The sequence below is a fragment of the Hydrogenophaga sp. RWCD_12 genome (assembly GCF_046604225.1).
GTDB lineage: Bacteria > Pseudomonadota > Gammaproteobacteria > Burkholderiales > Burkholderiaceae_C > Hydrogenophaga.
This window is the reverse complement of sequence record NZ_JBKIXC010000006.1, coordinates 38,650-51,987: the sequence shown is the minus strand read 5'-3', so window position 1 is coordinate 51,987 and position 13,338 is coordinate 38,650. Positions and strand designations below refer to the sequence as shown.

The window sequence follows — 13,338 nt, the reverse complement described above, 5'->3', positions numbered from 1 at the left end:
ACTATCGCCCTCGACGAGTGACAACTCTTGTCACCATGTGCTGAACTGTCACTCACGACCTTAGCCAAGATACAAACCGTTGATAAAGCCATCGAAGCACTAAACCAAAAAAGAGCGCCGAAGCGCTCTTTCTGATGATTGAAATACGTGGCAGATCAACGGCACTCAGAAGGCATGAACTTGGCCGGAACTGGATTGGCTGCAGGAACCTGGTTGTTGGTCAGCGCGCGCCCAGTGGAGGCCACGTTCGTGGCGGAGGTGCAAGCCCAGTCCACTGCACCTTGTGAGGCGGCGACCGGCACACCAAACACGCCGGCGTTTTGCACGTTCGGAGCCAGATTGAACGTGAATCCGTTCAGGTTGGTGGGAATACCGTTACCGGCAGTAGCAGCCAAAGCCACCGAAACAACCCAGTTGGCGGCGCCCGGAGCGAATGCCGGGCAGTTGGCTGCCGTGGGAGCGCCGCCTTGCGCGTTGTTGTAAACGCAATAGTTCATGACGTACTTGGACTGCTTCTGGGCAAACGGCGTGGCGTTGATGGCAGTGGCTGCACCATCGAGGCCTGTAACACCGTCGGACTGGAACGCTTCGCTCAGCACACCCTTGGCGGCTGAACCGGCGATCACGCCTTCAGAGATCTTTGCACGAACCGTGTAGTCCTGGTAAGCGGGCAGAGCGACCGCAGCCAGAATACCGATGATGGCCACCACGATCATCAGTTCGATCAGGGTGAAACCTTTTTGCAGGGAACGCTTCATTGAAAACTCCTTGAGGGGTTTGTGGGTTGGAACGACTACACCTCAGCAGAGAGCGTGCCAGGCAGAACTGGCTGCGTTTTCGAGCGCTTTTTCACGCTTAGCTGGTGGCCAGTGACGATTTGTGTCCCGCGTGACCAGCGGCTACTGACAATTTTTGTCATCGACAGTTCGATGAGCAAAAATTGTCAAAGGTCAAAGGTCTGTCCGGCACTCAGCCAGCGGATGTCGTGGCGGACATCCGAGGCGCGGTTGGGCGTCTCGTCGAAGCGCCGGATCTCATCCATGATCAGGCCGGTTTCGGCCGGCTTGGTGTGGGTGATGTAGATCGGAAAGCGCCGCTCGCGATCGATCTGATCCAACTCCTCGGCCAGCGTGCTGGGGGACAGATGCAGGCTGCGCTGGGCCAGGGCCTTTTCCCGGTCGCTGAACGCCGTCTCGATGATGAGCAGCGCGACATCAAGGCGGTTGATGCGTTTCCAGAAGGCAGGATTGCGCTCGGTGTCGCCGCTGAATACCCAGTGCCCGCTCGGGCTGTCCACCGCATAGCCCACCGCCGGGACGGTATGTACCGCCGGCAGCACCTCCACCCGCTTGCCACCCACCAGAAGCTGCTCCCCGACGGTGATCGGCACAAAGCGCATCAGCGGGGTTTCCACACTGGGAATGGCCGCGAAGTCGGGCCAGATCAGGTTGTTGAAGACATGGATCTGCAGGGCGGAAATGGTGCCGGGCAGCGCATGAACCGTCAGTGGCGGAGCGCCGGCCGCCAGACGCTGGGCCGCAACGGCATCCAGCATCAGCGGCAAGCTGGCCACATGGTCGAGATGGGAATGGGTCAGCAGGACATGGTCGATGCGGGCCATTTCCTCCAGGCTGAGGTCTCCGACGCCCGTGCCGGCATCGACCAGGACGTCGTCGTCCAGCAAAAAGGAGGTGGTCCGGCAGCCATGGGCAATGGCACCTGAGCAACCCAGCACACGTACCCGCATCGATATTCCCGTCGGTTGGTCTGAGAAGGCGGTCTGCCCGTTATTTGGTATCGAACGAACTCGCACCATCCCAGTCCTGGGGCAGCGGAGACTGCTTCATGGAGCCTACCCGTTCGGTATAGAGCCGGTAAAGGACTTTTTTGGCATTTCTCGCGCGCAGTTCCCCCAGATGGGTTTCGCACGCACCCCAGTCTCGTGTCCTCCAGGCTTTGCGCACCAGTTGCCACTGGTGCAGCTCTTCGGCCAGGGCCGTGTCGGGCACGCCAGCCGCCAGCGGCGTGTGGATCGCCACCGCCTGCGCCTTGCCCTTGACCCGCACCAGATCCAGTTCCTGCCAGACGAAGCCGGGTGCCTTGCGGCGGGTGGTTTCGCTGGCAACGATCGACACACCGTAGTGCTTGGACAGACCTTCCAGTCGCGACCCCAGATTGACCGCATCGCCGACGACGGTGTAACTGCGGCGCACGTCGGACCCCATGTCACCGACGCACATTTCGCCGGTGTTCAGACCGATGCCGACTGCAATGTCCGGCAACCCGGCATTCTGGCGATCGGCATTGATGCGCTCGATTTCCTGCGACATGCCCAACGCCGCCCGCACAGCCAGCGTGGCGTGCTCGGCCGTGTCGACCGGCGCCCCCCAGAACGCCATCACGCAGTCGCCCATGTACTTGTCGATCGTGCCGCGGTGGCTGCGGATGACGTGGGTCAGGCGGCTGAACACCATGTTGAGCAGTTCCTGCAACTGCGTGGGCGACATCGTCTCCGCGCTGGCGGTGAATCCACGCATGTCGCAGAACATGACCGTCATCTCCCGGGTGGTGGCGGTCATGCTGTAGCGGTCCGGATCCTTGACCATCTCGTCGACCAACTCGGGCGGCACGTAGGTGCCAAACAGCTGCGCCAGCTCGCGCTTGGCCCGGCTCTCGACCAGGTAGCCGTAGCTCATGTTCACCACGAAGGCCAAGCCCGCCATGACCAGCGTGGTGGCCATGGGCAGAGCCAGCCCGTGGGCCACATACAGCCAGGTGTTCAGGCCAACCACCGCACCGATCACCCCGATGCTCAGTACGACGGCCCGGGTTGCACTGAGCAGCGGCAACCCGAGCGCGAGCAACAGTCCGGCCAGCAACATCAGCACGGCTTCGTAGCCAGCGGCGTAATCGGGTTTGCTGATCAGGCGCCGGTCCAGCAGGCCGGAAATCAGGTTGGCATGCGTCTCCACGCCCGGGTAGGCCTCTCCCACCGGCGTCGCCCGCAGATCAAGCAGGCCGGGCGCGGTGGTGCCAATCAGCACCATTCGCCCCCCCAGTTCTCCCTTGGCCAAACGGCCGGAAAGCACATCCCCAGCCGAGACATAGCGGAACGATCCGCCCTGCGGCCCACCATTCCCCCGAAACGGCAGCAGCGCCGTCAGGTGGTCGTCGACCGGGATCTTCTGGCTCCCCTTGTCGGAGCGCAGCACCAGACTGCCCGGTGCCGGTTCACCACTGACCAGAGACCCGGGTTCAATGGCCGGCTGTCCCAACCACAACCGGTACATGGCCAGGGCCAGTGACTCGTAGTAGGCACCCTGGTATTCGGCCATCAGGGGCAGGGAACGGACCACGCCATCGTTGCCCGGCACGGTGTTGAAGAAGCCCGCCGCCGGAGCCGCCTCGGCCAACGGCGCGATGTTGGCGCCATAGCCGGTCCAGTGAAGGGCCTGGATATGACCACCGGCCTGGCTCTCCTTGCGCCAGGCCGGCGCCGGCAACTGCCCGGACGCACGCGCCTGTGCCTCACTGGAGAAGTAGTAGCCCATGACCACTGGCCGCCCGCGCAAGGCATTGGCCAAACGCTGGTCGTGATCCAGCTGGGGCCGCAGCCGGTTCAGCTGATCGGCAAATCCCGGCTGGTCGCGAAGTTCCTGCCGGACCAGCCGCTCCAGCTGGGGCAGCCCCGTGCTGCGATCCGCTTCGGCAAACACCGTGTCGAAGCCCACCAGCGCCACGCTTTGCTGCACGAACAGCTGGTCAACCAGCTCGGCCATGCGGTCCCTCGGCCAGGGCCATTGACCGATTTCGGCAAGGCTTTTCTCGTCCACATCAACGATCACGATCCGTGGATCCAGCGTCCCCGGCATGGTCCAGCGCAGACGCGCGTCGTAAATGATGTGGTCCAGGCGCTGCAGGATGCCCAGAGGCAGCACGCCGACCACGTGCAACAAAGCGAACAGCAAGGGCAGCAGCGTGACGGCCACACGGGGGCCGTGTCTGCTCAGCGCCTGCATGAAACGTCGCGGGAAGAGGCAGGCACCCGTTCAGCGCGCCTGCGGGTACATCCGGTCAGGACTGCACGAACTGCATCTGCGTGCCGGCCAGCTCGATCAGGTCGCCGTTGTGCAGGTTCACCGCTTCGGTGGTCAGGGCGGTGCCGTTGATGGTCGGTTTGACCGCACCCTCGACCAGCGCCACCACATAGCCGTGCGGCCGGCGCGTGATGGCCGCCACCGCCACCCCAGGCTTGCCGATGGTGGTGACCACCTTGACCAGAGGCACCTCGCGGCCTGCAGCCGCGCCAGACATCACTCGGATGGCCGCGTTGCCCACCATGGCGGGTTCAGCCCCTACCACGGCGCCGGAATTGATCACCGTCGTCTTTTCGTGACCGTCGGACGCACCGTCGTGCACGAACTTGATTTTGTACTTGCCGATCTCGACCGTGTCGCCGTTCTGCAGCTGCTGTTTCTTGATCGCCTTGCCGTTGACGTAAGTGCCATTGGTGCTGTTGAGGTCTTCGAGGAACACCTCGGCGCCAGACATCTGCATCACGGCATGCTCACCACTGACCGCCAGGTTGTCGATGACGATGTCGTTGTATGGACGACGGCCCAGGGTGGTGCGGTCTTTCGTGAGCTGCACCTCCTTGATGACAACGCCATCGATGGAAACGATCATTTTCGGCATGGCCGACTCCTGTGGAACCTTGGAAACGAAACTAATTGATTACTGCTGTCCGAGCATACGCGACAACAAACCCCTGCGGACCGGCTTGGCCCGGGCCAGTGCCAGTATCACCGAAATATTATCGCGCCCACCACAGCCATTGGCGTCCTCGACCAGCGTCCGCCCGATCTGATCCAGTGGTGCGTCTTCCATGAGGATCGCGGCAATCCGGGGATCCGGAACCATGTCGCTCAACCCGTCGGAACAGAACAGGTACAGGTCGCCGTCTTCCACCCGGAATTCGTTCACTTCGAGCAACACGGTGTCTTCCACACCCAATGCGCGGGTCACGAGATTCTTGTGCGTGGCGAACTGCGCCTGCTCGAGCGAAATCAGTCCCGCGTCGATCTGCTCCTGCAACAGGGAATGGTCCCGGGTGATTTGCTGCAGGGTATTGCCGCGCAATCGGTAGCAGCGCGAATCGCCGACGTGGCCAATCATCGCCCGCGTTCCCTGAAAGACACCCATCACCAGGGTGGTTCCCATGCCCGCATACAGCGGGTTGGAATTGGCTGCGTTGAAAATGGAGCGGTTGGCGTTGTCGACGCAGATTTCCATCGCGCGCTTGAGTTCGCGCACCGGTGCTTCCTGCCCCCCCTCGCCGATCCAACGCCCCAGCTCGGTGTGGATGAAGCTGGTGGCCATGGCGCTGGCCACCTCGCCGGCGTTGTACCCACCCATGCCGTCGGCCAACACCACCACTTGATTGGCGGTGTCGAGCGAAACCGAGTCTTCGTTGTTTTCACGAATCAACCCGGGGTCGGTCTGGCTGTAGTACTCAAAAATCATGTAGATCGGTTTTATAGCCTGAAACGGGGCTTGAGGTGCCTGTCCGTCGCGACATTTGTCACGAATCGGGACAGTCCCGACCGTTGCCTGCGGATATTCGCACCAGGCTGTGCACAAGTAGCACCTTCCTCAAAAAACAAAGGCAACGCGAGCGTTGCCTTTGTTCATTCTCTTCAGAGAGGAAGCCAGCCTCAGAGCTGTGCTTTGAGCAGCTTGCCCAGCTCGGAAGGGTTGCGCGTGATGATGAAACCACACTCTTCCATGATGGCCAGTTTGGCATCGGCCGTGTCGGCACCGCCGGAGATCAGCGCGCCGGCATGGCCCATGCGCTTGCCGGGAGGCGCGGTCACGCCAGCGATGAAGCCGACGATCGGCTTCTTCATGTTGGCCTTGCACCACTGGGCGGCTTCGGCTTCGTCCGGGCCACCAATTTCGCCGATCATGATGACGGCGTCGGTGTCAGGATCGTCGTTGAAGGCCTTCATCACGTCGATGTGCTTGAGACCGTTGATCGGGTCGCCACCGATGCCGACGGCGCTGGACTGGCCCAGGCCGACTTCGGTCAGCATCGCAACGGCTTCATAGGTCAGCGTGCCCGAACGGGACACGACGCCGATGCGGCCCTTGCGGTGGATGTGGCCGGGCATGATGCCGATCTTGATCTCGTCGGGCGTGATCAGGCCGGGGCAGTTGGGGCCCAGCAGCAGGGTCTTCTTCCCACCGGCGGCTTCCTTGGCCTTCATCTTGTTGCGCACTTCCAGCATGTCCTTGACCGGAATGCCTTCGGTGATGCAGACGGCCAGGTCCAGATCGGCCTCAACGGCTTCCCAGATGGCGGCGGCGGCGCCGGCCGGCGGCACGTAGATCACCGACACGGTGGCGCCGGTCTGTTGGGCGGCTTCCTTGACGGTTGAGTAGATCGGGATGTTGAAGATCGACTCGCCGGCCTTCTTCGGGTTCACGCCGGCCACGAAGCAGTTCTTGCCGTTCGCGTATTCCTGGCACTTCTCGGTGTGGAACTGACCGGTCTTGCCCGTGATGCCCTGGGTGATGACCTTGGTGTCTTTGTTGATGTAGATCGACATGGTTTCTTCTCCGGGCTTATTTGACGGCGGCGACGATCTTGGTCGCGGCTTCGGCCATGGTGTCGGCGGCGATGATTGGCAGGCCGGATTCGGCCAGCAGCTTCTTGCCCAGCTCTTCGTTGGTGCCCTTCATGCGCACCACCAGCGGCACGCTGAGGTTGGTCGCCTTGCAGGCGGTGATCACGCCGGTGGCGATGGTGTCGCACTTCATGATGCCGCCGAAGATGTTGACCAGGATGCCCTTGACCTTGGTGTTCTTGAGCATGATCTTGAAGGCTTCGGTGACCTTCTCGGCGGTGGCGCCGCCGCCCACGTCCAGGAAGTTGGCCGGCTCGCCGCCGAACAGCTTGATGGTGTCCATGGTGGCCATGGCCAGGCCGGCGCCGTTCACCAGACAGCCGATGTTGCCGTCCAGGGAGATGTAGGCCAGGTCGAACTTGGAGGCTTCGATTTCTGCCGGATCTTCTTCGTCCAGATCGCGGAACGCCACGATCTCGGGGTGGCGGAACAGCGCGTTGGAATCGAAGTTGAACTTCGCGTCCAGGGCCATCAGGTTGCCCTTGGAGTCGCAGTTCAGGGGGTTGATCTCGACCAGGGACGCGTCGGTGTCCATGTAGCACTTGTAGATCTTGGCGAAGATGTCGACCGCCTGATCAATGGAAGCGCCGGTCAGGCCGATGGCGGCTGCGACCTTGCGCGACTGTGCTTCGGTGATGCCGGTCAGCGGGTCGATCATCTCGGTGATGATCTTCTCGGGCGTGGAGTGCGCCACTTCCTCGATGTCCATGCCGCCTTCGCTGGATGCGATCAGGGCCACCTTCTGCGTCGCGCGGTCGGTGACCAGCGAGACGTACAGTTCGTTCTTGATGTCGGCGCCGTCTTCGATGTACAGGCGGCGGACCTTCTGGCCTTCAGGACCAGTCTGGTGGGTCTTGAGCTGCATGCCCAGGATTTCCGAAGCGCGCGCCTTCACATCGTCGATCGACTTGGCGACCTTCACACCGCCACCCTTGCCACGGCCACCCGCGTGAATCTGGGCCTTCACCACCCAGACCGGGCCACCAAGCTTTTGTGCGGCTTCAACGGCTTCCTGCACCGTGAACGCGGGAATTCCGCGCGGAACCGGCACACCAAACTGACGCAAGATTTCCTTGCCTTGGTACTCGTGAATCTTCATGAGGTCTCTCTCGGACTGGGGGTTGTTCGATCCGGCCAAATGGCACAGCCGGTGCGCGGGCTTGTGGACACGGCAACCGACGACTGTATCATGTTGCGACGCACCAAACAGGTGAGTGGCCGCTCACATAATGCATAATTATAGGATCCGGTCGCTGAATCCCAACTGACAAAAGAGGACCCCGCCATGGCCAAGATCTTCATCGACGGCGAAGCCGGCACCACGGGCCTGCAGATCCGCGAACGGCTGCAGCAGATGCCCGCCGTCGAATTGCTGAGCATCGCTCCCGAGCGCCGCAAGGACCCCGAAGCCAAGAAGGCCCTGATGGCAGAAGCGGACCTGGTGATCCTGTGTCTGCACGACGATGCGGCGATCGAGTCGGTGGCCATGATCGACAGTCTGCCCGGCCACAAGCCGCGCATCATCGACGCGTCGACCGCCCACCGCTGCAACGACGGCTGGGCCTACGGCTTTCCCGAACTGAGTGCTGGCCAGCGCGAGGCTGTGCAAAAGGCCGACCGCGTCGCCAATCCAGGGTGTTACGCCACCGGTGCCATCGCAATCCTGCGCCCGCTGGTGGACGCCGGCCTGCTGCCCAAGGACTTCCCGATGTCGCTGCCTTCGGTCAGCGGCTACTCGGGCGGCGGCCGCAGCATGATCGAGGCATATGAAGCCGGCACCGCACCGCTGCACGAAGCCTACGCGCTGGGTCTGGCGCACAAGCACATTCCCGAAATCCAGCGCTACACCGGCCTGGCCCGCCGTCCCGTCTTCATCCCGGCCGTGGGCAATTTCCGCCAGGGCATGCTGGTGCAGTTGCCGCTGCATCTGGACGAATTGCCGGGAAGCCCCAAGGCCAGCGAGCTGCACGATGCGCTGGTGGCGCACTACGCGGCCAGCGTCGCTGCTGGCGGCTGGGTCAGTGTGTTGCCGGCGACCGCCGACGGCAAGCTGGATGCCACCGCGCTGAACGACACCAACAAGCTGGAGTTGCGCGTGTTCGCCAATGAAGCACACCGCCAAGCCGTCGTGATCGCGCGTCTGGACAACCTGGGCAAGGGCGCCAGCGGCGCCGCCGTGCAGAACCTGCAGCTCATGCTGGGGGTTTAACCCCACCGACTCAGTCGTCCTCGTTCCCGGCCACGACGCGCCGAATCGCTTCGGCGCCAAAGCCGCGCGAAGCGAGAAAGCGCATCTGCCTGGCGCGCCCTGCCGGGTCGGCGGCCGGCTCGCCAAACTTCTTGCGCCAGACCTCGCGGGCACGCTGCAACTCGGTACCGCGCAGACTCTCCAGCGCGTCCGCCATGCAGTCGAGGCTGATGCCCTTGGCCTGCAGTTCCTGCTTGACACGGCTGGCGCCCAGCCGGGCGCCGCGGCGGTGGATCACCGACTCGACCACCCGCCGGTCGCTGATGAACCCCTTGGCCTGCAATTCGTCGAGAGCGCGCTGCAGTTCGCCAGGCTCCTCTTCGTGGGGCGCCAGCTTCTTCTCCAGCTCGGCGCGGGAGTGCTCCCGCCCGGCCAGCAGCCGCAGCGCGCGACCCTTGAGCGAGATCTTGTCGAACCCCACCGCCGGGCTTATTCAGCGGCCTCGGCTTCGGCGGCGGCCTTGGCCTTCTTGCCCTTGGCGGCCGGTGCAGCGGCTTCCTGGGCCGACGCGTCGACCGGCAGCAGCGGGACACCCAGCTCGTCGCGCACCTTGTTCTCGATCTCGACGCGCAACTCGGGGTTCTCCTTGAGGAACTCGCGCGCGTTGTCGCGGCCCTGGCCGATCTTCTCGCCGTTGTAGGCGTACCAGGCGCCCGACTTCTCGATCACCCGGTGCACCACACCCAGGTCCAGGATCTCGCCTTCGCGGCTGATGCCTTCACCGAACAGGATGTCGAACTCGGCCGTCTTGAACGGCGGCGCCACCTTGTTCTTCACCACCTTGACCTTGGTTTCGTTGCCGATCGCCTCCTCGCCCTTCTTGATGGTGCCGGTGCGGCGGATGTCCAGACGGACCGAGGCATAGAACTTCAGCGCATTGCCGCCGGTCGTGGTTTCGGGGCTGCCGAACATCACGCCGATCTTCATGCGGATCTGGTTGATGAAGATGACTGTGCAGTTGGTCTTCTTGATGGTCGCGGTGAGCTTGCGCAGGGCCTGGCTCATCAGGCGGGCCTGCAGGCCGGGCAGCGAGTCGCCCATTTCGCCCTCGATTTCCGCCTTGGGCGTGAGCGCCGCCACCGAGTCCACGACCACCAGGTCGACCGCGCCGGAGCGCACCAGCGAGTCCACGATCTCCAGCGCCTGCTCACCGGTGTCGGGCTGGCTGATCAGCAGCTCCTGCAGGTTCACGCCCAGTTTCTGCGCGTAGGCGGTGTCCAGCGCGTGTTCGGCGTCGACGAAGGCACAGGTGCCGGCCAGGCGCTGCATCTCGGCGATGACCTGCAGCGTCAGCGTGGTCTTGCCCGAGGACTCCGGACCGTAGATCTCGATCACCCGGCCGCGCGGCAGGCCGCCGACGCCCAGCGCGATGTCCAGCCCCAGCGAGCCGGTGGAGACGACCTGGATGTCTTCGATGACCTCGCCTTCGCCCAGCCGCATGATCGTGCCCTTGCCGAACTGCTTTTCGATCTGGGCGAGGGCGGCCTGCAGGGCCTTGGCTTTTTCGGTGTTGACGACTGCGTCCATGTTGGGTGCTCCTGAGTGTGAAAGTGGGTACTGGCTTTCAGTCTGTGGATTTATGTACAGGCTGGATGCTTGAACAGGAGTTTATCGTCGGATTGATTTCATACAAGCCAAAATATGGTCAGTTTGCCTTACCATTTGGCATGACCGAACCATCGCCCTCCGCCACCGCCGACGACCGCTGGCGCGCCACCCATCTCGGGCGCGTTCTGGGCCAGGCGCTGCGCCGCTTCGACGAGCGCGTGCTGTTCCTGATGGCACACGACGCCAATGTGCCGCTGGCGCTGTCCAACCTGGCGGCGCGCGAGCAGATCGGCGCGGCCCACATCCACATCACGCGCCACCTCGCCGTCAAAGGCTCGCGCCTGACCGACCTGGCGGCCAGCGCGGGCATGAGCAAGCAGGCGATGGGCGAACTCGTGACGCAGTGCGAAGCCTGGGACCTGGTGCGGCGAGAGCCCGATCCGCTGGATGCGCGGGCGCGCCGTATCGTGTTCACCGACAACGGCCTGCTGTGGCTGGAGGCGTTCCGGCTGGCGGTGGCACGGGCGGAATCGGAGTTCCGCGGCCTGGTCGGGGATGACGTTGCCACCGTCGTGGCGCTGGGCCTGGAAGCGTATGCTTCAAGATGAGACGCGCCACCTACAATGAACCAAGAACACGCTAGGAGACAAGCATGCGCATCCTGATTGCCGAAGACGACCAGGTCCTCGCCGATGGCCTGTTGCGCAGTCTGCGGGCGGCCGGCGCCGCGGTCGACCATGTGGCCACCGGCAGCGAAGCCGACGCGGCCCTGATGACCAACAACGAGTTCGACCTGCTGATCCTCGACCTGGGCCTGCCCAAGCTGCACGGGCTGGAGGTGCTCAAGCGTCTGCGTTCGCGCGGCTCCACACTGCCGGTGCTGATCCTGACCGCCGCCGACAGCATCGAAGAGCGCGTCAAGGGCCTGGACTACGGCGCCGACGACTACATGGCCAAGCCGTTCTCGCTGCAGGAACTCGAAGCGCGCGTGCGCGCCCTGACCCGCCGCGGCATGGGCGGCGCCAGTTCCACCATCAAGCATGGCCCGCTGGTCTACGACCAGGCCGGCCGCGTGGCCACCATCGACGGCAAGATGGTCGAACTCTCGGCGCGCGAACTGGGCCTGCTCGAAGTGCTGCTGCAGCGCGCCGGACGGCTGGTCAGCAAAGACCAGCTGGTCGAGCGGCTGTGCGAGTGGGGCGAAGAGGTGAGCAACAACGCCATCGAGGTCTACATCCACCGCCTGCGCAAGAAGATCGAGAAGGGGCCGATCCGCATCGCCACCGTGCGCGGCCTGGGCTACTGCCTCGAAAAGATCTGAGGCCCCTCCGCCACCGACATGGCCGACGAGAAGCACGACAGCGAGCGCATCACCTTCGGCCTGTTCCAGCGCGAACAGCGCAGCCTGTTCGGCGAGATCCTGGACTGGATGCTCACGCCACTGCTGCTGCTGTGGCCGCTGTCGCTGGCCCTGACCTGGTTCGTCGCGCAGGGCATCGCCAGCAAGCCGTTTGACCGCGCACTGGAGTTCAACCTCCAGGCCCTGACCCAGTTCGTCGTCACCAAGGACGACAAGGTCAGTTTCAATCTCACACCACAGGCGCGCGACCTGCTGCGCGCCGACGACAGCGATCTGGTGTTCTACCAGCTGATGGACCCGCGCCAGGGCGTGCTCAGCGGCGAACCCGAGTTCCCCACCCCCTCGGACAGCGACGTGCCGACCGCTGGCCGCGTCATGCTGCGCGACGATGTCGTGCACGGTGATGCGGTGCGCGTGGCCTATACCTGGCTGGAGCGGCACCGCGACCCGAGCCATCTGGTGCTGATGCAGGTGGCCGAGACCAAGGGCAAGCGCTCGACGCTGGCGACCGAAATCATCAAGGGCGTGATGGTGCCGCAGTTCGTCATCCTGCCGCTGGCGGTGCTGCTGGTCTGGCTGGCGCTGGTGCGCGGCATCCGGCCGCTGTCGGAACTGGAGCAGAAGATCCGCGCCCGCAAGCCCGACGACCTGAGTCCGATCGAGGAATCGTTCATTCCGCAGGAGGTGGCGCCGCTGGTGTCTTCGATCAACGACCTGCTCACGCGGCTGAAGGTGTCGCTGACGACGCAGAAGCGCTTCCTGGCCGACGCGGCGCACCAGCTCAAGACCCCGCTGGCGGGACTGCGCATGCAGGCCGAACTCGCACAGCGCGAGTCGAACCCGCAGGACATCCGCAGTTCGCTGCAGCAGATCGCACGATCGAGCAAGCGTGCCACCCACACCGTCAACCAGCTGCTGGCGCTGGCCCGCGCCGAAACCACGGGCCGTGCCTTGCCGACCGCTCAGATCGATCTGGCGCAGCTGGTGACCGGGGTGGTACGGGACTCGGTGCCGAGGGCACTCGAACACGGCACCGACCTGGGTTACGAAGGCCCGGACGAGATGCCGGCCATCTGCCTGATGGACGGCAACCCGACGCTGCTGCAGGAGATGACGCGCAACCTGGTCGACAACGCGATCAACTACAGCGGACAGGGTGGTGTGGTGACGGCCCGGGTGCTGTTCGACCGTTTCAGTGGCGTGCAGATCCTCCAGGTCGAAGACAACGGCCCGGGCATCCCCGAGAACGAGCGCGAGTTGGTGCTGCAGCCGTTCTACCGTGCGCTGGGCACCAACGTCGACGGCTCAGGTCTGGGACTGGCGATCGTGCACGAGATCGCCCAGCAGCACGGGGCGGTGGTGATGATGGAAGATGCCCACCCGGAGAGCCCGCGGCGCGGCCTGCAGGTGTCGATCCGCTTCGCCCCGCGCCGGCCCACCAACGAATAGATCCTGCCCCCACGCTGCGCCGCTGCGCGGCTCGCTGCCCCCGAAGG

13 protein-coding genes are annotated in these 13,338 nt (G+C 64.0%); 4 read left to right on the top strand and 9 right to left on the bottom strand.

Annotation, left to right across the window (positions count from 1 at the left end; translation table 11 throughout):
* Nucleotides 1–155: 155 nt before the first annotated feature.
* The 7 genes from ACLIJ1_RS21430 to sucC form a co-directional block, all read right to left on the bottom strand.
* A complete protein-coding gene (locus tag ACLIJ1_RS21430; RefSeq protein WP_411367596.1) occupies nt 156–758 on the bottom strand; it encodes a pilin in 603 nt (200 codons plus the stop codon).
* Nucleotides 759–943: 185 nt separating this feature from the next.
* On the bottom strand, nt 944–1,747 hold the full coding sequence (locus ACLIJ1_RS21425; protein WP_411367901.1) for a 3',5'-cyclic-nucleotide phosphodiesterase: 804 nt from the start codon (nt 1,745–1,747) through the stop codon (nt 944–946).
* 40 nt (nt 1,748–1,787) lie between these two features.
* Complete coding sequence (locus ACLIJ1_RS21420) at nt 1,788–4,019, bottom strand: CHASE2 domain-containing protein (protein ID WP_411367595.1); 2,232 nt, start codon at nt 4,017–4,019, stop codon at nt 1,788–1,790.
* Between the two features lie 55 nt (nt 4,020–4,074).
* Nucleotides 4,075–4,695, bottom strand: a complete 621-nt coding sequence (locus tag ACLIJ1_RS21415; RefSeq protein ID WP_411367594.1) for an FHA domain-containing protein — start codon at nt 4,693–4,695, stop codon at nt 4,075–4,077.
* A 39-nt stretch (nt 4,696–4,734) separates the two neighbouring features.
* Nucleotides 4,735–5,523, bottom strand: a complete 789-nt coding sequence (locus ACLIJ1_RS21410; RefSeq protein ID WP_411367593.1) for a Stp1/IreP family PP2C-type Ser/Thr phosphatase — start codon at nt 5,521–5,523, stop codon at nt 4,735–4,737.
* 191 nt (nt 5,524–5,714) lie between these two features.
* Entirely contained in the window at nt 5,715–6,608 is an 894-nt protein-coding gene (gene sucD / locus ACLIJ1_RS21405; protein ID WP_411367592.1) for a succinate--CoA ligase subunit alpha, read from the bottom strand.
* 16 nt (nt 6,609–6,624) lie between these two features.
* Nucleotides 6,625–7,785 carry an ADP-forming succinate--CoA ligase subunit beta gene (gene sucC / locus ACLIJ1_RS21400; protein WP_411367591.1) on the bottom strand — a complete coding sequence of 387 codons (1,161 nt, stop codon included), beginning with the start codon at nt 7,783–7,785 and terminating at the stop codon, nt 6,625–6,627.
* Nucleotides 7,786–7,971: 186 nt separating this feature from the next.
* On the opposite strand from sucC, the gene argC reads away from it, so the two are divergent.
* On the top strand, nt 7,972–8,895 hold the full coding sequence (argC, locus tag ACLIJ1_RS21395; protein ID WP_411367590.1) for an N-acetyl-gamma-glutamyl-phosphate reductase: 924 nt from the start codon (nt 7,972–7,974) through the stop codon (nt 8,893–8,895).
* A 10-nt stretch (nt 8,896–8,905) separates the two neighbouring features.
* On the opposite strand, the gene recX is transcribed toward argC, so the two are convergent.
* Nucleotides 8,906–9,355, bottom strand: a complete 450-nt coding sequence (recX, locus tag ACLIJ1_RS21390) for a recombination regulator RecX (protein WP_411367589.1) — start codon at nt 9,353–9,355, stop codon at nt 8,906–8,908.
* Between the two features lie 8 nt (nt 9,356–9,363).
* Nucleotides 9,364–10,461, bottom strand: coding sequence for a recombinase RecA (gene recA / locus ACLIJ1_RS21385; protein WP_411367588.1), 1,098 nt, complete (start codon nt 10,459–10,461; stop codon nt 9,364–9,366).
* A 140-nt stretch (nt 10,462–10,601) separates the two neighbouring features.
* On the opposite strand from recA, the gene ACLIJ1_RS21380 reads away from it, so the two are divergent.
* Genes ACLIJ1_RS21380 through ACLIJ1_RS21370 form a run of 3 tightly spaced genes read left to right on the top strand, consistent with a single transcriptional unit; the run spans nt 10,602 to nt 13,291 of the window.
* Nucleotides 10,602–11,090, top strand: coding sequence for a MarR family transcriptional regulator (locus ACLIJ1_RS21380; protein ID WP_411367587.1), 489 nt, complete (start codon nt 10,602–10,604; stop codon nt 11,088–11,090).
* 44 nt (nt 11,091–11,134) lie between these two features.
* Entirely contained in the window at nt 11,135–11,803 is a 669-nt protein-coding gene (locus ACLIJ1_RS21375) for a response regulator (RefSeq protein ID WP_411367586.1), read from the top strand.
* 18 nt (nt 11,804–11,821) lie between these two features.
* Nucleotides 11,822–13,291 (top strand): sensor histidine kinase N-terminal domain-containing protein, encoded by a 1,470-nt coding sequence (locus tag ACLIJ1_RS21370; RefSeq protein WP_411367585.1) that lies wholly within the window; start codon nt 11,822–11,824, stop codon nt 13,289–13,291.
* Nucleotides 13,292–13,338 lie beyond the last annotated feature (47 nt).